We start from the raw sequence: 21030 nt of genomic DNA on the forward strand, positions 1-21030 counted from the left end.
TCAGCCTGCTGGTCAGCCCTGCTGGTCGGTGCCGCGCTTGACGGCGGAGATCTCGAACTCGAGCGAGATCTTCTCGGAGACGAGGACGCCGCCGGCGTCGAGCGGCATGTTCCACTCGAGGCCGAAGTCGCGACGGTTGATCCGGCGCGAGCCCTCGAAGCCGGCCCGCAGGGCACCCATGGCGTCGGTCTGCACGCCGATGAGCTCGATCGGGATCGTGACGGGCTTGGTGACGTCGCGGATCGTCAGGTTGCCGGAGACCATGTAGGCGTTCTCCTCGACCTCCTCGATCTGCGTGCTCTCGAAGCGGATGTCGGGCCACTTCTCGACGTCGAAGAAGTCGGGGCTGCGCAGGTGGTCGTCACGCTGCTGGTTGCGGGTGTCGACGCTCGACGCCTTGAGGACGACCTCGGCGTAGGACTTGGCCATGTCGTCGAGGTCGGCGTAGAGGCGGCCGGTCACGTCGTTGAAGGAGCCGCGCACGGTCGTCACCATCGCGTGCCGGGCCGAGAAGCCGATACGGGTGTGGGCCGGGTCGAAGTCCCAGTCCCCGCTCAACGCGGATCCGTGGTCGGTCATGGTCTCTCCCCTGCAGGTCGATGGATGAGTCGCGGCATCCTCTCACGACCCAGGGTGCTTGAATCTTTCACTATTGCCTCGTTCGTTGGCAAGTGCGGAGCACGGAGTCCCGGCCCTGAGCCCCCGCCGGCCGTCCTTCCCATACCCCCCGACGATCCCGCACACGCACGCGATGCGCCAGCCGCGGGCGGCTTGCCTGATGCCCCGAGGGGTCGGCTATAGTTCCACTCGTTGTCGCGGCCAGGTAGCTCAGTTGGTACGAGCGTCCGACTGAAAATCGGAAGGTCGGCGGTTCGACCCCGCCCCTGGCCACCACCCGGAACCGCAGGTCAGACCCCGCCTGACCTGCGGTTTCGTCGTTCCCCGGGATGGGCGGAGGCTGGGACCAGACCTTCTGGGCACCACCCGACGATGAGGAGCGCATGCGATGAGGCTCAACGAGGAGACGGCTCTGTCCCGCCTGGGCGAGCAGGTCCACGGCGTGCTGTGCACCCTGCACCCCGACCGCGGGCCCGACCCGGTCCCGGTCGTGTATGCCGTGAGCGACGACGGGCACGTCGGCATCCCGATCGACACGGTTAAGCCCAAGACGTCCTCCCGGCTGCAGCGCGAGGTCAACCTGGCGGCCGACCCGCGGTGTTCCCTGCTCATCGAGCGCTGGGAGGCCGACGACTGGTCGAGGCTGTGGTGGGTGCGCGCCGAGCTCCGGCACGTCAGCGACCCGCCGTCCTCCCTGACCGACGACCTCGCCGACCGACTGGCCGGCACCGTGCCGCAGTACGCCGACAAGCCCTTCCACCGGGTGCTCGTGTGTCGCATCGTCCGGGTCACCGGCTGGACCGCCGGCGAGGCGTGACCCATGCGGCCGGCGCCGGGCCCCGTGTCCTGTCGACGGCTTCGTCGCTCCCGGGCTCACAGGGGAGGGATGATCCTTCGCTGTCGCAGCGACTCGAAGAGGTCGAGGAACGAGTCCGCCGAGTCCTGGTAGTCGAGGAAGCCCAGCTTGCGACTCTTGCCCATGTCGGCGAACGTCTCCACCGTGCGCCCCAGATCAGCGTCCGTGTGCCACCACGACGCCAGCTCCGCCACCGGGTGCGGGGCGAGACCATGGCGCGAGACCAGGTCGGCCCACACCTCGTCGGCGTGGGTCATGCGCCCCTCGAGGGGCTGCGGCTGACCGGGGTACTCGGCGGGTTCGACACCGAGGCCCTCCGCGACCCGGCTCCACAGCTGACGCCACCGGAAGACCTCACCGTTGACGGTGTTGAAGGCCTGGTCACGCCCGGCGGGGTCGGTCGCCGACCACGCGACGTGCCTACCCAGTAGGCGAGCGTCGGTGATGTCGGTGACGCCTGCCCACTGCTGTGGACTCCCGGGGAACACGAAGGGCTGCCCCGTCTGGCGACAGATGCTGCCGTAGACGGCGAGCGTGACCCCCATGTTCATCGCGTTGCCGAGCGCGTAGCCGATCATCGTGTGCGGTCGGTGCACCGACCACGTGAAGCCCTGCTGAGCCGCTGCCTCGAAGAGTGCGTCCTCCTGGACGTAGTAGAAGTTCTCGAACGGCAGTCGCCCTTGGCTCTCGCGGAAGGGCGTCTCCGCCGGAGCCTTGGCGTAGGCCTCGAAGGGACCGAGGTAGTGCTTGAGGCCGGTCACGAGGACGGCGTGCTCGAGCGTGGTGGTGCGACCGAGGACCTCGAGGGTGTTGCGCAGCATCGCACCGTTGACCCGGCAGTTCTCGGCCTCCGTCGCCTGCCGTTGCCAGGTGGTGAACACCAGGTGCGAGATCGGCCTGCCCGCGACCGCACGCTCGACGGAATCGGGGTCGAGGACGTCAGCGAGGACGTGGTCGACGCCGGGAACGGGCTCGCGCACGGAGCGGGAGAGGCCCACTACGTCGAAACCCTTGTCCAGCAGGGCGTGCGCGCAGTTCTGTCCACCGATGCCGGTGATTCCTACGACGAGGGCAGTGGGTGCCATGCGCGCTCCTTCGGGCGATGCTGACGGTGCGGCGGGTGACGTCCGAGCGTCCATGTCCGCGACAGGCCGATGGTGCCGTGATCTGGACAGGGCGTCAAGTGATGATTAACGTTACCTCGAAACAGCTCGCCTGCGTCTGCCCTGGACCGTTCCACCCCGACCACATCCCGGCTCCCGAGGAGGACCCCCATGGCTGGACGCATCCTCACCCGGACCCACGCCGCGCCCACCCTGTCGCGCCACTTCAGGCCCGGCACGTGCCGCCGCGGCGAGCCGGTCCCGAGTCGTGCTGCGGCGGTGCCCGAGTGAGCGCCGGCCGGATCGGGCAGGACGGGTCGCCCCGCGCTACTGTCGGGGAAAACCGACGCCAGCACAGAGGTGAGCCGAGAGTGGTCGAGCAGGTCGAGAACCTCGGTGGCCGCCTCCGCAAGGTGCGGCTCGCCACCGGGATGTCCCTTCGCGAGGTGTCCCGACAGCTGGGGGTCTCGCCCTCCTTCGTGTCCCAGCTCGAGAACGGCAAGTCGCAACCGTCGGTGGCCACCCTCTACTCCTTGGCCCAGCTGCTGGGCGTGTCGATCGACGAGCTGTTCGCCGTGGATGGCGGCGCTGCGAGCCCATCCTCGGGCACGGGTGACGACGCCGACGGCACCGAGACCTTGGCCGCCGCCTCGCGTCCGGCGAACGCGGAGGGCCTCCCGAGCCGGTCGGAGATCAGCTCCCCGGTCGACGCCGTTCCCCGCACCGGTCGTGCCGAGCGCGTCTCCGTCACCAGGCCCGGCGGCCGATCCCGCCTCGAGATGGACACCGGGGTCGTGTGGGAACGCTTGGCCGACAACACCGGCGGGGACCTCGACTTCATCGAGATCGTGTATCCCCCGCACAGCAACTCGACCAACGACGGCCGGATGCTGCAGCACGCCGGCGCCGAGTTCGGATACCTCCTCGAGGGCGAGCTCGAGATCACGGTGGGCTTCGACGTCTTCACCCTGCAGGCGGGAGAGGCCCTCGGCTTCGACTCCTCCCAGCCCCACCTCTTCCGCAACCTGCATTCTCAGCCGGCTCGCGGGATCTGGTTCGTGGTCCACCCCCCGTCCTGACCACCGGATTGCTTGACAGGTGGCCCCCGAGCGTTCACTCTGACTGAACTCCCGTCGTTCCACCTGTTCAGCGGTTTGCACCGCTCCGAGCCATCTGCCGAGGACGTCACATGCGCGCGCTGCAGTTCACCGGGCCCGACCAGTTCCACCTCAACGAGGTCCCCGTCCCCGAGCCGGGCCCGGACGAGGTGCTCGTCGCCAGTCGGAGCGTCGGGATCTGCCACTCCGACATCGAGTTGCTCGCCGGCCGATACATCATCCCCTTCGCCTACCCGGTGATCCCCGGCCACGAGTGGTCCGGCGAAGTCGTCCGCGTGGGCCGGGATGTCAAGGGTCTCGGCGTCGGCGACCGGGTCGTCGGCGAGTGCGTCATCGGTGACGACCACTTCGGCTTCAGCATCAGCGGGGCCGCCGCCGAGTTCTTCCTGGCCAAGGAGGCCTGGCTCCACCGCCTTCCCGACAACCTGTCGTGGACCCAGGGCGCCCTGGTCGAGCCGTTCAGCTGCGGCTACTACGCGACGGTCCGCGCCGACAACCTCGACGCGAGCGACACGGTTCTCGTGCTCGGGACCGGACCGATCGGGCTCGGCGTCGTGGCCGCCTCGGTGGGCCGAGGTGCGAAGGTCGTCGTGGCCGAGCCCTCAGCGGACCGGGGGGAGCTCGCTCTGCGGCTCGGTGCCGACGAGGTGCTCGACCCCACTGCCGAGGGCTTCGTCGGCGCGGTGCAGGAGGCCACCGACGGCGAGGGGGCCTCCGTCGTCTTCGAGGCGAGCGGCAAGCCGGCGGCGATGGCGACGGCGCTCGAGGTCGCTGCGTTCCGCGCCCGGATCGTCTACATCGGGATCGACGTGGGCGGCTCCGCACCTGCGAAGCTCGGCTTGTTCCAGTCCAAGGAGCTTCAGGCTCGCGGCATCATCGGTTCCCCCGGCGTCTGGCCGCAGACCCTGCGCTTCCTGTCCCGCAGCGGGGTGGACCTCAGCCCACTCGTCACCTCCAGCCACGATCTCGCGGACTCCGAGAAGGCGATCACCGCCGTTCTGGAGGACCGGTCCCAGGTCAAGGTCCACATCACCTCGTCCGCCCAACTCTGACGGGTAGGGGGCCGATGATGCGCGCAGGAGTGCTCCACGGTCGCTTGGACCTTCGGGTCGAGGACCGACCAGAGCCACGACCCCGCGAGGGTGAGGTCCTCATCCAGGTCGCTCTCAACGGCCTGTGCGGTACCGACGCCACCGAGTACGCGAAGGGACCGATGATGGTCCCGCTCACGGACCGACACACCGGCAGCGGCCACGTGGGGCCCACCGTGCTCGGCCACGAGTTCATCGGGACCGTCGTCGCCGCCGGCCCAGACGCAGGGGACGGGGGCAGACGCTGGACCGGCCGACGGGTGGCCTGCGGCGCGGGAGTCTCGTGCGGCTCCTGTCGTTGGTGCGCGGCCGGTCGCACCAACCTGTGCGAGCGCTACTACACGCTCGGGCTGTCGACCCACGGTGGACTCGCCGAGCTCGTCGTCGCTCCCGTCAGCACCCTGGTCACCATTCCGGACGGGTGCGACGACACCGAAGCGGCGCTCGCACAACCCTTCGCGGTCGGCCTGCACGCCATCGACCGCGCCGGGATCGCTGACGGGGACGACGTCGTCGTGCTCGGCGCCGGCGCGATCGGCTCCTTCGTCCTGGCGGGGCTGCGTGGCCACCGGGGCACGGTCACCGTGGTGGACGTCGACCCCGACCGCCTCGACGTGGCGCGACGACTCGGCGCGACGAGCACCGTCGCGGTGAGCCGCGAGACGACGCTCGAGGAGCTGCGCGACCTCGTTCCCTTTCAGCCCCACGTCGTCATCGAGAGCTCGGGCGCGCCCGGCGCCGCGGCCCGCGCGCTGTCGCTCTGCGCGCGAGGAGGGCGGACGCTGCTGGTGGGCCTCGTCAAGGCCCCGCAGGAGCTCGCTCTCGCGGACATCGTGCTGCGTGAGGTCGACATCGCGACCACCGTCGCCCACATCTGCGCCACGGACATCCCCCGTGCCCTCGCGCTGCTCGAGAGCAGTCCGCTGGCGGGCGTCATCGGCACCACGACGGTGCCCCTCGACGATGTCGTCGCTCGTGGTCTCGACCCGATCGTGGCCGGCTCCGCGGGCGGCAAGATCCTGGTGGACCCTCGCCGTGGCTGACGTCGCGGTCCTGGGCACCGGCCGCATGGGGTCGGCGATGGCTCGACGCGTGGCCGCCGCAGGGCACCGGGTGCGGGTGTGGAACCGCACGCGGTCATCCGCCCAGGCCCTGGTGGACTCGCAGACACACGGCGAGCTCCTCCTGGCCACGACCCCCTCGGAGGCCGTGACGGACGCGGACGTCGTGCTGACGATGCTCGCGGACGGCGACGTGACCACGTCGCTGCTGCTCTCCGAGGCCGTGCTGAGCGCCCTGCCCACCCACTGCCTCGTCATCGACCTGGGGACGAGCGGAGTGGCGGCGGCAACGAGTCTGGGTCGCCGGCTCGGCGAGGCAGGACATCGCTTCGTCGACGCTCCCGTGTCGGGCAGCGTGCCCGCCGTCACCGCCGGCACCTTGCTCGTGATGGCGTCCGGGCGGCCCGACGACGTCATCGCCGCCCGGGGGGTCCTCGAGTCCTTCGCGGCCGAGGTGCTCCGGGTGGGTGACGTCGGCGCAGGCCAGGCGATGAAGCTCGCGGTCAACCTCGTGGTCCACGACCTCAACGCGGCCCTGGCCGAGGCCCTCGTCCTCGCGGAGCGGTCCGGAGTCACTCGGACGGAGGCCTACGACGTGCTCGAACGCAGTGTCGTCGGGGCTCCCTTCGTCCACTACAAGCGCCCTGCTTTCCTCGACCCGCAGACGCCGATCGCGATGAGCCTGGAGCTCGTCGCCAAGGACCTGCGCCTGATCACCGAGCAGGGCAGGACGACCGGCGCGGCACTGCCGGTGACGGAGCAGACGCTGCGGCGGGTGCAGGGCGCCGTCGACGCCGGGTGGGGCCCGCGAGACATGGCCGACCTGAGTCGTATCCAGCCTGCAGGGGACTCACGCGAGTAGTCGTTTCGCCCGCTTCGCGGGTGTCCGTCCCGAGGCGCGCATCACGGTCTTGTCTCGTTGACAAAGACCCAAGCGTGAACCTCTTGTTAACGCCAAATGCTCTATGTACAGTCTCACCCAACACCTTGGTCGCCCGTGATCCGGACGGTCAGCATCGAAACCCTCAGTGTCGAGGAGTGGGTCATGGATCCGAAGAACGAGACGGTCAGCCCGTCGCGCCGCACCCCCCGGGGGCTCTCGCGTGGACTGCTGACCGTGGTCGCGGCGTTGGCCCTTCTCGTCATCGCCGGCTTCATCTTCGCCCCGAGCAGTGTCAGCTCCGGTGCGATCCAGAGCATGCTGCCGTTCGCAGCCGTGCTCGCCATCGTCGCCCTCGGGCAGACCCTGGTCGTCATGCAGGGCGGCATCGACCTGTCGGTCGCAGGCTCGGTGTCACTCGTCATCGTCATCGTGACCCACCAGGCCTACGGCGACGACTCCAAGGTGCTCCCGGCCGCCCTGCTCGCGCTGGGGGTCTCGCTCCTCACCGGGCTCGGCAACGGCCTGCTCATCGGACGCCTCGGCCTCAACCCCATCGTCGCCACGCTGGGCACCAACGCGCTGCTCTACGCCGCGGTGCTGGCCGTGTCCGGGGGGACCCCCCGACAGACCACCGACCTGCTCGCCCGGCTCGCCGGTGACAGCACTCTCGGGATCCCACACGCGGTCCTCGTCGCCGTCCTCGCGACCGCCGTCGTCACGGTGATCGTCAAGAAGACGGCGTCGGGACGTCGCTTCGAGGCGGTCGGTGCCAACGGCTCGGCGGCGTGGGCTGCTGGTCTGCGCGTGCAGGGCTTCAAGGCCGGCGGCTACGTCTTCGCGCAGGTCTTCTACTGGCTGGGCGCCCTGCTCCTGGCCGGCATCCTCAACAAGCCCACGGCATACCAGGGCGACAGCTACCTGCTGGCCTCGGTGGCAGCAGTCGTCCTCGGAGGCACCTCCCTGCTCGGCGGTCGGGGCAACCTCGTCGCCACAGCCGTCGCGGCGCTCTTCCTGATCCAGCTGGACCAGTTCGTGCTGGCCCTCGGCTTCGACTTCGCGGGCAAGACGCTCGTGCAGTCGGCCGCCTTCGCAATCGGTGTCGCGCTCTACACCATCAACTGGTCGCGGCTGCGAAGGCGATCACAGCGTCCAGCGAGCACCGTCCCAGCCTGACCCCTCTTGCTTCATCCCTCACCCGGCTCATGACCATCAGAAAGGTCGATCCGCAATGTCCCGACCCAACACAGCCATCCGCGTCCTCGCAGTGTCGAGCGTCGCCGCCCTGGCTCTCGCAGCCTGTGGCAGCTCGTCCGACGGCGCCTCTCCCGCCGCCAGCGGAGGCAGCACCGTCTCGGGCGCGCCATCCTGGTGCGGCTCCAAGCAGATCACCCTGGGCCTGACCGACGGGTTCGGCGGCAACAGCTGGCGTCTCGTGACGACGGCCTCAGCCAAGGACGAGATCGCCAAGTGCCCGAGCGTCACGAGCTTCACATACGCCGACGGTCAGGGCGACACCCAGAAGGCCATCTCCGACATCCAGGGCCTGGTCGCCAAGGGAGTCAACGCGCTCGTCGTGTTCCCGGACGCCGGCAACGCCATGCTCCCTGCTCTGCAGAGCGCCAAGGAGGCCGGCGTCACCACGGTGCCCTACCGGGTCAACCCGGGCGGCGCCGACGGCAAGGACTACGACGTCTGGGTGGGAGCCGACTTCGTCACCGATGGCAAGAACTGGGCCGACTGGCTCACCAAGACCCTGCCGAGCGGGGGCAACATCCTCTTCCTGTCCGGCCCCGCAGGCAACAGCCAAGGGCTCGACGAGCTCAAGGGCATGAAGGAGGTCCTCGACCCGGGGAAGTACACCTTTATCGGGCAGGCGCCGTTCGAGGTCACCAACTGGGATCCCGCCAAGACCCAGCAGGTCCTGAGTGCCGCCATCGCGAAGTACCCGAAGATCGACGCGATCGTGTCCGACTTCGGACCGTCCCTCGTCGGTGCTCTGCCGGAGTTCGAGAAGAGCGGTCGCTCCATCCCTGCCCTGGCGACGTCCGACGGCAACGTCCTCTCGTGCTTCTACGAGGCGCACAAGGCACAGAACCCGGACTTCAAGCTCTTCACCGTGGCCACGGGCAACGACAACGCCCGACTGGCGGTCCAGTGGGCCGTCGCCCTCGCGACCGGTGGCACCCCGCCCGCGTCGAAGCAGTTCAAGGCTCCCGCCTTCGAGGACTCGGTCGGCGGCAAGCCCAGCCCGGTGACGTGCAAGAAGGACCTTCCCGGTGACATCTACCTGTCCGCCCAGATGGCCGGACAGGACCAGGCGAAGCTGCTCAAGTGACTCCGCACGGGGCGGCCGGTGCCGTCACGACCGACGGCCCGGCCGACCCCGTGCCCGTCGATGTCGCCACCGAGACCAAGACGCTGAGCGAGATGCCGACCGAAACGCCGACCGAAGGACTGGACGTGACCAGAGACACCGCGGTGATCGCCGAGTCGGCGATGGTCCTCTCCGGCATCAGCAAGAACTACGACGGGGTCGCGGCGCTCACCGACGTCTCCCTGGAGATCCGTCGGGGCGAGGTCCACGCCCTGCTGGGCGAGAACGGCGCGGGCAAATCGACCCTCATGGGGGTCGCCTCCGGCGAGGTGAGCCCGGACGCCGGCACCATCACCGGCGCGGGCACGCTCATCGAGCGGCTGACACCCGCCCTGGCCACCCAGCTCGGCATCGCGATCGTCCACCAGCACCCAGCGGTGCTGCCCGACCTCACCGTTGCCGAGAACCTCGTGGTCGCCGTGCCCGGTGCCGTCCTCGGAACCGGCGCGGAGCAGATCCGCACGATGCAGCAGATGCTGGCCGATGTCGGCTCGAGCGCCCACCTCGAGGACCGGGTCGGCAACCTCAGCGTCGCCCAGCGCCACCTCCTCGAGCTGGCCAAGGCGCTCGCGGTGGAGCCGAAGCTGCTCATCCTCGACGAGCCCACCGCCCCGCTGGGCGCCGACTCCGTCGACATGCTCTTCGAACGCGTGCGGCGGGCCGCGGCCACCGGCACCGCCGTCGTCTACATCACGCACCGCCTCGCAGAGGTCCGCGAGCTGGCGGACCGCGTCACCGTGCTGCGCGACGGCAAGGTACGCGGAACTGCCGAGGTGGAGGCCATCACCGACGACGAGCTGCTGTCACTCATCGTCGGGCGCCAGCTCGAGTCGACCTTCCCGGTCAAGCCACCGCAGGACGAGCTGGGTGACGAGGTCCTCGCCGTCGACGGGATCTCGGGCGCCGGCTTCTCCGACGTCTCTTTCACGGCACGCGCCGGTGAGATCATCGGCGTCTCGGGGATCGTGGGCAACGGCCAGAGCGAGGTGCTGCGGGCGCTCGCCGGGCTCACGGCCTTCTCGGGCTCGGTCACGGTCGGCGGCGTGTCGCGGACATCGCGCGACCTGCGCAAGCGCTCGGCCTACCTCCCGGCCGACCGACACGACGAGGGCCTCATGATGACGCTCTCGGTTCGCGAGAACGCAGCTCTCTCCGCCCTGGACCGGCTGCGGGGTCGCGTCCTGCTGAGCCGCCGCCGGGAGGACACCATCGTCGGGGCCGAGCTCACCGCTCTCGACGTCAAGACCGCCTCACCCGAGACCGTCGTCTCGGCCCTGTCCGGGGGGAACCAGCAGAAGGTCGTGCTCGCCCGGGCCCTGCTCTCCCGCCCCGCCATCGTCCTGGCCGACGAGCCGACGCAGGGCGTCGACGTCGGCGCACGCGCGGAGATCTACCGGATCCTCCGCGAGGTCTCCGCCGCGGGCGTGCCGGTCGTCGTCGCGTCCTCCGACGCCAAGGAGCTCGAAGGACTCTGCGACCGCGTCCTCGTCATGTCACGCGGAGCAGTGCTCGACGTCGTCGAGGGGGCTCAGGTCACCGAGGAACGACTCATCCACTCGGCCGTCAGCGCGACGGTGCACCAGGGCGGCGCCAGCCGGACGGCCAGCTCCGTCTCGACCCGGCGGAGCCGCTTCCTCACCGGGGACTATGCCCCGGTCGTCATCCTCGCGCTCGTCATGCTCCTTCTCGGCGCCTTCGTGCTGTCGCAGAACTCGCGATACCTCGCACCCTTCAACCTCACGTCGGTCATGACCTCGTGCGCGGCCCTCGGCTTCATCGCCCTCGGGCAGACGATCGTTCTCATGACCGGGGGAATCGACCTCTCCGTCGGACCGCTCGCCGGTTTCCTGGTCGTCGTCGGCTCGTTCTTCCTGACCGCCGAGAAATCGGCCGCGGTCATGGCGCTGGGACTGGTCGTCATGCTGGCGGTCGCTGCCGCCACCGGAGCCGCCAACGGCAGCCTGATCCGCTTCGCCAAGTTCACCCCGGTGGCGGCCACGCTGGCGAGCTACATCGGCATCCAGGGCCTCAGCTACCTTCTCCGGGACTCGCCCGGAGGAAACATCGCGATCTCCGTGACCCGCCTCGTCAAGACCAAGATCGGTCCGGTACCTGTCGTCTTCCTGCTCCTTGTCGTCACTGCCGTGGTGCTCGAGTACGCCCTGCGCAGGCGGGGCCCCGGCCTGCGGCTGCGCGCCATCGGATCCGACGAGGACGCCGCCCGCCGGGTCGGGATCAATGTCGGCCGCACGGCGGTCCTGGCGTACGTCGCCTCCTCCTGCTTCGTCTTCCTGGGCTCCATCGTGCTGCTCGGCCAGCTCGGCATCGGTGACCCGGCTCAGGGCGTGGGCTACACCCTGAGCAGCATCACCGCGGTGGTCCTCGGTGGCACCAGCCTCCTGGGCGGTCGTGGCACGTTCATCGGCACGCTGCTCGGCGCCGGGCTCATCGTCCAGGTCTTCAACGCCATGGTCTTCCTCGACCTGTCGCAGACGTGGCAGTACTTCTTCCAGGGCGCCCTCATCGTGGCTGCCGCCGTGATCTACAGCCAAGTGCGCCGAGTCAGGGCCTGACAGCGCTCGACACCATCACCAGACCTTCGAATCACCCTGCAGGCAGGGCGGTCCGTCATCCATCGACAACCACCGAGGAGACTCAAGTGCGCGCAGCACGCTTCCACGGACAGTCCGACATCCGCATCGAGGACGTCGGATCCCCCGAGATCAAGGCCCCCGACGAGGTCCTCGTCGAGGTCCTCTGGTGCGGCATCTGCGGCACCGACCTGCACGAGTACCTCGTGGGCCCCATCGTCACCCCGACCACGCCGCACCCCCTGACCGGGGTGACCCTCCCCCAGACGCTCGGGCACGAGTTCTCCGCCCGGGTCGTGGAGGTGGGCGCGCAGGTCACCGACGTGGCGGTGGGCGACCGGGTGAGCATCATGCCTGCGATCGTCTGCGGCCGATGCACCTTCTGCCGACAGGGACTCGGTCACCTGTGCGTCCGGTTCGCCTGCACCGGGCTCTCCGCCGAGACCGGGGGCCTCGCCCAGTACGCCGTGCTCAAGGAGTACCAGGTCTCGACCCTCCCCGACGAGGTGTCGGACGTGGAGGGGGCCGTCGTCGAGCCGGCCAGCGTGGCGGCATACGGCATCGACAGGGTGGGGATCCGCGGCGGCGACATCGTGCTCATCACCGGCGCCGGACCCATCGGGGTGCTGTCGGCCCTCTACGCCGATGCCCTCGGCGCTGCGACCGTCGTGATCGCCGAACCCAATCCCAACCGCGCAGCGCTCGCGGCCTCCCTCGACGTCGGTCCGGTCCTCGACCCGACCGCGGACGGGTTCGCCGAGTCGATCGCACAGCTCACCCGAGGCGCCGGCGTCGACGTGGTCGCCGAGTGCTCGGGCAGCACCCCGGGCCTGACCACGGCGATGAACAGTGTGCGCACGCGTGGCTCGATCGTGCAGACGGGCCTGCACACCAAGCCGGCCACCATCGACGCGATGCGGCTGTCGGAGAAGGACATCAGCTACATCGGCAGCTGGTGCTACCTCATCACCGACTGGCCGCGCATCATCAGGCTCATCGCCTCGGGGAAGTACCCCGTCGCCAAGGCCGTCACGGCCCAGATCGAGCTGGAGCGGGTCGTCCCGGACGGCTTTGACGTCCTCGTGAACCCGTCGGGCGACCAGCTCAAGATCCTCGTCTCACCGACCGGCGCGACGCCGGCCTGACCGGGCCCACCGACCCTGCGCCACCGGCCGCGACCGACCAGCTGCCGATCCATCCACGTTCTCGAGGAGTAGTCATGGTGTCACCGACGTACGGCACGAACGCGGTCGACTGGGAGAGTCGCCTGGACCTGGACCGGCTGCGCCGCGAGCGCCTGGCCCGGCTCAAGGCGGAGCTCGACCGGTCGGACCTCGGCGCCCTGCTGACCTTCGACTTCCACAACATCCGCTACATGACCGCGACCCACATCGGGACATGGGCGATGGACAAGATGATCCGTTTCGCCATTCTCCCCCGCGGGGGGGACCCCGTCCTGTGGGACTTCGGGTCGGCCGCCCGTCACCACCAGCTGCAGTCCACCTGGCTCGACGAACCACACGCGGCTGCGGGTCGGGGAGAACACTACGGCGCCCGCGCGGGCATCTCCACGCTGCGCGGCGCGATCTCCCCCGGGGCAGGGCGCGCCGCGGACGTGGCCGCCAAGGTCGCCCAGGTGATGCGCGACTTCGGGCTCGACGGCCAGGCCATCGGCGTCGACATCGTCGAGCCGCCGGTCCTCTTCGCGCTCGAGGCGGCGGGTTTCCACGTCGTCGACGGACAGCAGCTCTTCCTCGAGGCGAGGCGGATCAAGACCGGGGACGAGATCGGCCTGCTCACGCAGGCAGCGTCGATGGTGGATGCTGCCTACGAGAACCTCTACGAGTTCCTCCGTCCGGGCGTCCGTGAGAACGAGTGCGTCGGCGTGGTGAGCAAGACGCTGTACGACCTCGGCTCGGAGCACGTCGAGGGAGTCAATGCCATTTCGGGAGAACGGTGCTCACCGCACCCGCACGTCTTCACCGACCGGCTGATCCGGCCCGGCGACCCGGCCTTCTTCGACATCCTGCACAGCCACATGGGCTACCGGACCTGCTACTACCGCACCTTCGCCGTGGGCAGCGCATCACGGGCCCAGCGGGACGCGTACACGATCTGTCGCGAGCTGATGGACCGGGCGATCGACATCGTCAAGCCCGGCGTGACGACGGCTGACGTCGTCGCGCTGTGGCCCACCGCGCAGGAGTTCGGCTTCGCCAACGAGGAGGCGGCCTTCGCGCTCCAGTACGGCCACGGCGTGGGCCTGTCGATCTGGGAACGACCGATCTTCAGCCGCCTCACCTCCTTCGACAGCCCCGAGACGCTGGAGGAGGGCATGGTCTTTGCCCTCGAGACCTACTGGCCCGCGGCCGACGGTTGGGGGGCGGCCCGGATCGAGGAGGAGGTCGTCGTGACCGCCACGGGCTGCGAGGTCATCACGAAGTTCCCTGCCGAGGAGCTGCTCGTGGCCGGCAAGCGCTACTTCACGACCGGCGGCCACCTGCCGACGATGCGCGACAGCCAGTCCCACCTCAACCGCGCGCCGCGCGGCACCGACGCCGACTCGGGCACCGACGCCGACTCCGGCACCGATGCCGACGCCGACTCGGGTACCGACGCCGACTCCGGCACCGATGCCGAGTCCGGCACGAGGAACAGCTCCACCCCGGCGGAGGTCGGCGCATGAGACTGCCCCTGGCGGAGCACCGCTACGGCGAGCACGGCGTCGTGCTCCCACCGGGGCGGAGCGACAGCAACGACGCGCTCGACGTCGACCTGGAGACGCGGCGACAGCTCTACCGCTCGATGCGAGAGATGCGGACCTTCGAGAAGCGCGCCTACGACCTCTTCATGAAGCAGCTGGTCAAGGGCACGAGCCACTTGTCGCTCGGCATGGAGGCGATCGCGGCGGGCTTCGGAGCCGCCATGCACGAGGACGACTACACCTTCGCCACGTACCGCGGCCACGCACACACCCTCGCGAGGGGCGTGCCGATGACACCGGTGCTCGCCGAGCTGCTCGGACGGGCCAACGGCCTGATGGGAGGCAAGGGCGGTTCGATGCACCTCACGAGCGTCGAGCACGGGATGATGGGGTCCTATGCCATCATCGGGGCGCACCTGACGATCGCCAACGGAGCTGCGTGGTCCGCGCAGTACCGCGGGTCGGGCCAGGTGGCCGTCTGCTTCTTCGGCGACGGGACCACCAACATCGGCGCCTTCCACGAGGCCCTCAACTACGCCGCGGTGTACCGACTACCGGTCGTCTTCGTGTGCGAGAACAACCTCTACATGGAGTACACGTCCATCCGCGACATCACCGCCGTCGCGCACCCGGCGGCCGACCGGGCCGCGGCGTACGGGCTCGAGTCGATCGTCGTCGACGGCAACGACGCCGACGCCGTCCACCTCGCCGCGCTCGAAGCCCTCGACCGGGCGCGCTCGGGCCGGGGCTCCTCGCTCGTCGAGGCCCTGACCTACCGCCACGGAGGGCACTCGCGCGCCGACCCCGGGAAGTACCGTCCCACCGGTGAGGTCGACGCCTGGAAGGCGTACGACCCACTCACGATCTACCGCGAGCGACTGGGGCGGCTCGGCGTTCCGGAGGCCGAGCTCGACGCCATGGACGCGACGGCTCTCGCGCTCGTCGATGCGGCCACCGAGGGAGCCATCGCCGGCGAGCTCCCCTCTCCCGAGAGCGCGTTCACCGATGTCTGGGCTGATGGAGGATGGTCATGGCGCAACTGAGCTACCGAGATGCCGTCGCGCGCGGCATCGCACAGGAGATGCGCCGCGACGAGCGCGTCGTCGTCGTCGGCGAGGACATCGCCGGGGCCGGCGGCGTCTTCAAGACGACGGTCGGCCTGCTCGACGAGTTCGGCCCGAAGCGGGTCATCGACACACCCATCAGCGAGCAGGCCATCCTCGGCGCGGCCATGGGCGCGGCGATGACCGGGCTACGACCGGTCGCGGAGATCATGTTCTCGGACTTCTTCGCCGTGTGCTGGGACATCGTGGTGAACCAGATCGCCAAGACGCGCTACATGACGGCGGGTCAGGTGACCATGCCGCTCGTCATCAAGACGGGCAACGGCGGAGGCCTGCGCTTCGGGGCCCAGCACTCGCAGTCGATCGAGAACTGGGCCATGGCCATCCCGGGGCTCAAGGTCGTGACGCCGTCGACCGCCGAGGACGTCGTCGGCCTGATGGCCGCGGCGATCCGGGACGACGACCCGGTGATCTTCTGCGAGCACAAGGGTCTGTATGCCGCCAAGGGCGAGGTGCCCGACGGCGAGATCGTCGACACGCTCGGCACCGCCAAGGTGCGCCGCCCCGGTCGCGACGCGACCATCCTGGCGCTCGGCATGATGGTGCCGAGGGCGCTGGCTGCTGCGGAGGACCTGGCCACCCGCGGCATCGATGCCGAGGTCATCGACGTGCGCTCCCTCGTACCTCTCGACACCCGGACGATCCTCGACTCGGTCGCCAGGACCGGCAGGCTCTTCACCGTCGAGGAGAATCCCCAGCTGCTCGGCTGGGGTGCCGAGATCGCGTCCCTCGTCGCCGACGAGGCGTTCTGGGACCTCGACGGACCGGTGCAGAGGATCACGACCCCGCACATCCCGCTGCCGTCCGCCGACTCCCTGGAGGACCTCGTCATGCCGTCCGCCGAGAGCGTCGCCCGGACTGTCGAGAAGGCGCTCCAGTCGTGAGCGTGCCTCCGTCGCTGGCGCCCTTCCTCCCCGGGGGTCGGCCGGCCCCTCGCGCTTCAGGTGGCCACCGCCCCCGGCAGGTGCACTCTCCCCGGGTGCGCCGTCTGGCGCACGACCGGGGCGTGCACCTCGGGGGACTCACCGGCACCGGTCCGCGCGGCCGGGTCACGACGGACGACGTGAACCGGGCGGCCTCGATGGCGGAGTCCCTCCCGCTCGCCTCTCCGGTCGCCGCTCCCGGCACGGTGCGCGCTTGCCACACCGCGGTGACCGAAGTGGAGGTCACCCGTCTGACGACCTCACCTGACCTGCTCGCCTGCCTCGTCGAGTCGTCGGTCCGGACGGTCCGGTCCGTCCGCGCGGCGACGGCCGAGGTCGTCCGTACGACGGTGTCGGTGCACGGGCCGCCCGGGGGCGCGCCACGGACGGTCGTCAACGCCCACGACCTCGGAGTGGAGGGGATCCAGCGAGTCCTCGGAGCCGCAGACACACCCCTGAACGGCTCTGAGGGGCAGGCCTCCCGGCCCGAGCTGTCGGTCCACGACCTCCGGGGCACCGGCGTCCTGTTCGACGTCCCCGTGCTCGAGGACGGCGTGGTCGTCGCGATCTCGTTCGGAGACGTCGTCGACCGGCCCACCGTCGTCGAGCTCCCCGACGGTGGACGCGGGATCGGGATCGGCTCCTTCGTGCACCTCGCTCTCACCGTCGACGAGCATCTGGCCGGTGCCAGCGCAGCGCGGCTGCTCGCCCGGGTGCGTCAGCGCCTCGAGGCCCACGAGAGCGGGAGCTCGTCGTGAACGCCCGCACCGAGCACCTCGCGTACTCCACCCTCGTGCACCCGGGCGACACCTGGCCGGAGATGCGCGACAGCCTCATGACCTACGCGCCGGCCGTGAAGCGGAGGGTGTCGCCCGACACGTCGTATGCCGTCTCGCTCCGTCTGTCCGCCTCGTCGGCGCAGACGCTGACCGACAACCCGGGCGAGCGGGAACGTCTGCGGGTCTGGCTGGACGAGAACGACATGTACGTCTACACCGTCAATGCCTTCCCCTACGGCCCTTTCAAGGGTCGTGTCGTGATGGAGGAGGTGTACGAGCCCGACTGGTCGGATCCTGACCGGGTCCGCTACACCTGCCAGGTCGCCGACATCCTCGCCGAGGTCTGCCCGTCCCACGTGTCACCGTCCATCCAGACCTCGCCGCTCGCCTTCCGACCCAAGGTGCGAACGACCGCGGACCGGGCCACGCTGACCGAGAACGTCCTCACCGTGGTGGCACACCTCGTCGACCTCGAGCGCAGGACGGGGCGGCGAGTCAAGCTCGCGCTGGAGCCGGAGCCTGCCTGCTTCCTCGAGACGACCCCGGAGACGGTGGACTGGTTCCGCGAGGACGTCTGGTCCTCGACCGGGACGGAAACCCTGTGCCGGCTCACGGGACTCCCCGTCAGCGAGGTCGCGGGGCTGGTCCGTCGCCACCTCGGCGTCGTCTTCGACATCTGCCACCAGTCCGTGCAGTTCGAGGACATCGCCCGGTCGCTGGAGCTGCTCTCCGAGGCCGGGGTCCCGGTCTTCAAGCTGCAGGCCGCAGCCGCGCTCCGCGTCCCGGACGTCACCGACTCCGCCGTGGACGCCCTCGAGGCGTTCACGGACACGATCTACCTCAGCCAGACGACGGAGCGACGAGACGGGCGCCTCACGCGGTTTCTCCACCTCGCCGACGCCATCAAGGCCTGGCGCGCCGATCCCTCAGGAGGTCCTCGCGAGTGGCGGACGCACTTCCACGTACCGATCTTCCTCGAGGACCTGGACGGACTCAGCACGACGCGGGCCGGCATCGTGGCCGCGCTCGAGGTGCATGCCCGTACCCCGCTCTCGGACCACCTCGAGATCGAGACCTACACGTGGGACGTGCTGCCCGCGCACCTCAAGAACGGCGACATCGTCGACTACGTCTCGCGCGAGCTGGAGTGGATCCGCGCTGAGCTGGATCGGTTGGACCCGGGGCGATGATCGACCATGCCTCACTGCGGGACCGGGCCGAGGCCGCCCTCCCGCCAGACGTGTTCGCCTACTTCGCCGCGGGCGCAGGGGACGAGACCACGCTCGCGCGGCAGGAGCAGGCCTGGGACGAGGTGCTGCTGCGGCCGAGGGTGCTGCGGGACGTGTCGGCGACCTCGGCGGCGTCTCAGGTGCTCGGACATCCGATCACCTCGCCCGTCCTCGTCGCCCCCACTGCCACCCACCGGCTGGCCCACCCCGAGGGTGAGGTCGGGGTCGCCCGGGCGGCCCGGGCGGCGGGCAGTCTCCTCGTGCTGTCGATGAGGTCGAGCACCCGGGTGGAGGCTGTCGCCGCCGCTGCCGGTCCCTTCTGGCAGCAGCTCTACGTGCTGCAGGACCGCGGCGTCACCGACGAGGTCGGCCGCCGTGCCGCCGCCGCCGGTGCGCTGGCTCTCGTGGTCACCGTCGACACCCCCCGCGTGGCTCGCAAGCGCGCCGGCCTCCCTGTCTCCCGTCCGAGCACCGGGATCATCGAGTCGCTCGACCACCGGGACGTCGGCGACCGACGGATGGTGCAGGCCGCGGACGTCGGCCCACACGACCTCGAACGGCTCGCCGCGACCAGCGGACTGCCCGTCGTGGCCAAGGGGGTGCTGACCGCAGAGGCCGCCAGGGACTGTGTGGCTGCCGGCGCTTCTGCCGTGGTCGTGTCGACGCACGGAGGGCGGCAGCTCGACGGGGTCGTCCCGGCGCCGCTGGCCCTGCCGGAGGTCGTCGAGGCCGTCGGCGACCGGGTGGAGGTCTACGTCGACGGGGGCGTCCGCACGGGATCGCACGTCCTCAAGGCGCTCGCCCTCGGAGCGCGAGCCGTGCTCGTCGGACGACCGGTCATCTGGGCCCTCGCCACCGGCGGGTCCGACGGGGTGCGAGACCTCCTCGTCGACATGGCCTCGGAGGTCGAGGAGGCGCTCGCCCTCGCCGGGTGCCGGTCCTGCGCCGACGTCGGGCCCGACCTCGTGCGCCGGTAGACCCAGCGGCGCTCCCGCACGGGCGTATGCCGTGCTGCGCTGCGCGAGCGCCCTCCCTCTCCCCTACCTAGGAAGTGACGACATGACGACGACAGCGGTCACGGACCAGACCGAACGCGCTCTCTTGGCTCGGATCCCCACCGGGCTCTACATCGACGGCCGGTGGACCGAGGCTGCCGACGGTGGCCGGTTCGAGGTCGTCGACCCCTCCACCGAGACCGTCCTCGCCACCGTCGCCGACGCGCGACCCGACGACGGCGACCGCGCGCTCGCTGCGGCGCACGCCGCCCAGCCGTCGTGGGGGCGCACTCCACCGCGCGTCAGAGCCGAGATCCTCCGCCAGGCCTTCGAGCTCGTGACCATCCGCGCCGAGGACTTCGCGCTGACCATGACCCTCGAAATGGGCAAACCCCTCGCCGAGGCGCACGCCGAGGTCAGCTACGGGGCCGAGTTCCTCCGCTGGTTCGGCGAGGAGGCAACGCGGATCTCCGGCCGGTACTCCACGGCTCCCGACGGAGCCAACCGCCTCGTGGTCACGAGGCGACCGGTCGGGCCGTGCCTGCTCATCACACCGTGGAACTTCCCGCTCGCCATGGCGACCCGCAAGATCGCGCCGGCCATCGCCGCGGGCTGCACCATGGTCCTCAAGCCTGCCGCGCTGACCCCACTGAGCGCCCTGCTCCTCGCCGAGGTCCTCGAGGACGCCGGCCTGCCGCCGGGTGTCCTCAGCGTCATCCCCACGACCGACCCGGGGTCGGTGAGCGGCCCGCTGCTGTCGGACGCGCGGCTGCGCAAGTTGTCGTTCACCGGCTCGACACCGGTCGGCCGGCGGCTCATCGCCGCCTCGGCCGACCAGGTGCTCCGGGTCTCGATGGAGCTCGGGGGCAATGCCCCCTTCATCGTCTTCGAGGACGCCGACCTCGACGCCGCCGTCGAGGGAGCGCTCGCCGCCAAGCTGCGCAACGGCGGTGAGGCCTGCGTCGCCGCCAACCGCTTCCTCGTGCACCGGAGTCTCGCCGACGAGTTCGGACAGGCCCTCGCAGCACGGATGTCCTCCGTCACGGTCGGTCGTGGCACCGACCCGGCCACACGCCTGGGTCCCCTCATCAACGCCGCGGCCGTCGCCAGGGTGGGTCGTCTCGTGGACGGAGCCGTCGCCGCGGGCGCCCGTCTCGCCCTCGGTGGCCGGGCACTCGACGGACCCGGCCACTTCTTCCCGCCCACTGTCCTCACCGACGTGCCAGCCGGCGCGGACATCCTCGACGAGGAGATCTTCGGACCGGTCGCCTCGATCGTTCCCTTCGACACCGAGGACGAGGCCGTCCGCCTCGCGAACGCCACGCCGTTCGGACTCGTCTGCTACGTCTACACCCGCGACCTCGACCGAGGGCTCCGGATGGGCGAACGTCTGGAGACCGGGATGCTCGGCCTCAACACGGGCGTGGTGTCCAACCCGGCAGCTCCGTTCGGCGGCGTGAAGCAGTCCGGCCTCGGCCGCGAGGGAGGACGTGAAGGTATCGAGGAGTACCTCGAGACCTGCTACATCGGCGTGGCCGACCCGTTCGCGGCATTCGGATGAGGGTCGGTCCGCCGCCGCGC

Annotated in this window: 18 protein-coding genes and 1 tRNA gene; 17 read left to right on the forward strand and 2 right to left on the reverse strand. The window is 70.2% G+C overall.

All coding sequences use genetic code 11. The features are described 5' to 3' along the window. Positions 1 to 12: 12 nt before the first annotated feature. On the reverse strand, positions 13 to 579 hold the full coding sequence (locus AB4Z14_RS17650) for a YceI family protein (protein WP_442276340.1): 567 nt from the start codon (positions 577 to 579) through the stop codon (positions 13 to 15). Between the two features lie 238 nt (positions 580 to 817). Between AB4Z14_RS17650 and AB4Z14_RS17655 the strand changes: the two genes are divergently transcribed. Together AB4Z14_RS17655 and AB4Z14_RS17660 are read left to right on the forward strand one after the other, a co-directional pair. Next, a tRNA-Phe gene (locus tag AB4Z14_RS17655) sits at positions 818 to 894 on the forward strand. Positions 895 to 1006: 112 nt separating this feature from the next. Next, positions 1007 to 1435 carry a hypothetical protein gene (locus AB4Z14_RS17660; RefSeq protein ID WP_442276341.1) on the forward strand — a complete coding sequence of 143 codons (429 nt, stop codon included), beginning with the start codon at positions 1007 to 1009 and terminating at the stop codon, positions 1433 to 1435. 56 nt (positions 1436 to 1491) lie between these two features. Here the strand turns inward: AB4Z14_RS17660 and AB4Z14_RS17665 are convergent, their stop codons facing one another. Then, positions 1492 to 2559 (reverse strand): SDR family oxidoreductase, encoded by a 1068-nt coding sequence (locus AB4Z14_RS17665; RefSeq protein WP_442276342.1) that lies wholly within the window; start codon positions 2557 to 2559, stop codon positions 1492 to 1494. Between the two features lie 389 nt (positions 2560 to 2948). Between AB4Z14_RS17665 and AB4Z14_RS17670 the strand changes: the two genes are divergently transcribed. The 15 genes from AB4Z14_RS17670 to AB4Z14_RS17740 all read left to right on the forward strand — a co-directional run bounded on the left by AB4Z14_RS17670 (position 2949) and on the right by AB4Z14_RS17740 (position 21010). Further along, positions 2949 to 3656, forward strand: coding sequence for a helix-turn-helix domain-containing protein (locus tag AB4Z14_RS17670; protein WP_442276343.1), 708 nt, complete (start codon positions 2949 to 2951; stop codon positions 3654 to 3656). A 110-nt stretch (positions 3657 to 3766) separates the two neighbouring features. Continuing rightward, complete coding sequence (locus AB4Z14_RS17675) at positions 3767 to 4747, forward strand: zinc-dependent alcohol dehydrogenase (protein ID WP_442276344.1); 981 nt, start codon at positions 3767 to 3769, stop codon at positions 4745 to 4747. Between the two features lie 17 nt (positions 4748 to 4764). Beyond that, positions 4765 to 5829: a zinc-dependent alcohol dehydrogenase gene (locus AB4Z14_RS17680; protein ID WP_442276345.1), complete on the forward strand. Its 1065-nt coding sequence runs from the start codon at positions 4765 to 4767 to the stop codon at positions 5827 to 5829. Continuing rightward, positions 5822 to 6709 (forward strand): NAD(P)-dependent oxidoreductase, encoded by an 888-nt coding sequence (locus AB4Z14_RS17685; protein WP_442276346.1) that lies wholly within the window; start codon positions 5822 to 5824, stop codon positions 6707 to 6709. Before AB4Z14_RS17680 ends, AB4Z14_RS17685 begins: the two co-directional genes overlap by 8 nt. A gap of 183 nt (positions 6710 to 6892) precedes the next feature. After that, positions 6893 to 7903, forward strand: a complete 1011-nt coding sequence (locus AB4Z14_RS17690) for an ABC transporter permease (protein WP_442276347.1) — start codon at positions 6893 to 6895, stop codon at positions 7901 to 7903. Positions 7904 to 7958: 55 nt separating this feature from the next. Further along, on the forward strand, positions 7959 to 9065 hold the full coding sequence (locus AB4Z14_RS17695; protein ID WP_056771813.1) for a substrate-binding domain-containing protein: 1107 nt from the start codon (positions 7959 to 7961) through the stop codon (positions 9063 to 9065). Further along, a complete protein-coding gene (locus AB4Z14_RS17700; protein ID WP_442276348.1) occupies positions 9062 to 11677 on the forward strand; it encodes an ATP-binding cassette domain-containing protein in 2616 nt (871 codons plus the stop codon). Before AB4Z14_RS17695 ends, AB4Z14_RS17700 begins: the two co-directional genes overlap by 4 nt. 86 nt (positions 11678 to 11763) lie before the next feature. Continuing rightward, complete coding sequence (locus AB4Z14_RS17705) at positions 11764 to 12840, forward strand: 2,3-butanediol dehydrogenase (RefSeq protein WP_442276349.1); 1077 nt, start codon at positions 11764 to 11766, stop codon at positions 12838 to 12840. Between the two features lie 74 nt (positions 12841 to 12914). Then, on the forward strand, positions 12915 to 14381 hold the full coding sequence (locus tag AB4Z14_RS17710) for a M24 family metallopeptidase (RefSeq protein WP_442276350.1): 1467 nt from the start codon (positions 12915 to 12917) through the stop codon (positions 14379 to 14381). Continuing rightward, positions 14378 to 15442, forward strand: a complete 1065-nt coding sequence (locus AB4Z14_RS17715) for a thiamine pyrophosphate-dependent dehydrogenase E1 component subunit alpha (RefSeq protein WP_442276351.1) — start codon at positions 14378 to 14380, stop codon at positions 15440 to 15442. Before AB4Z14_RS17710 ends, AB4Z14_RS17715 begins: the two co-directional genes overlap by 4 nt. Further along, complete coding sequence (locus AB4Z14_RS17720) at positions 15430 to 16407, forward strand: alpha-ketoacid dehydrogenase subunit beta (protein ID WP_442276352.1); 978 nt, start codon at positions 15430 to 15432, stop codon at positions 16405 to 16407. The genes AB4Z14_RS17715 and AB4Z14_RS17720 overlap by 13 nt, the downstream gene beginning before the upstream one ends. 95 nt (positions 16408 to 16502) lie before the next feature. Then, on the forward strand, positions 16503 to 17204 hold the full coding sequence (locus tag AB4Z14_RS17725) for an E3 binding domain-containing protein (RefSeq protein WP_442276353.1): 702 nt from the start codon (positions 16503 to 16505) through the stop codon (positions 17202 to 17204). Beyond that, positions 17201 to 18415, forward strand: a complete 1215-nt coding sequence (gene eboE, locus AB4Z14_RS17730; protein ID WP_442276354.1) for a metabolite traffic protein EboE — start codon at positions 17201 to 17203, stop codon at positions 18413 to 18415. The genes AB4Z14_RS17725 and eboE overlap by 4 nt, the downstream gene beginning before the upstream one ends. After that, positions 18412 to 19431, forward strand: coding sequence for an alpha-hydroxy acid oxidase (locus tag AB4Z14_RS17735; RefSeq protein ID WP_442276355.1), 1020 nt, complete (start codon positions 18412 to 18414; stop codon positions 19429 to 19431). The genes eboE and AB4Z14_RS17735 overlap by 4 nt, the downstream gene beginning before the upstream one ends. Positions 19432 to 19513: 82 nt before the next feature. Next, positions 19514 to 21010: an NAD-dependent succinate-semialdehyde dehydrogenase gene (locus AB4Z14_RS17740; protein ID WP_442276356.1), complete on the forward strand. Its 1497-nt coding sequence runs from the start codon at positions 19514 to 19516 to the stop codon at positions 21008 to 21010. The last annotated feature ends 20 nt before the right edge of the window (positions 21011 to 21030 follow it).

This window comes from Terrabacter sp. 2TAF16 (genome assembly GCF_052115065.1).
Lineage (GTDB): Bacteria > Actinomycetota > Actinomycetes > Actinomycetales > Dermatophilaceae > Terrabacter.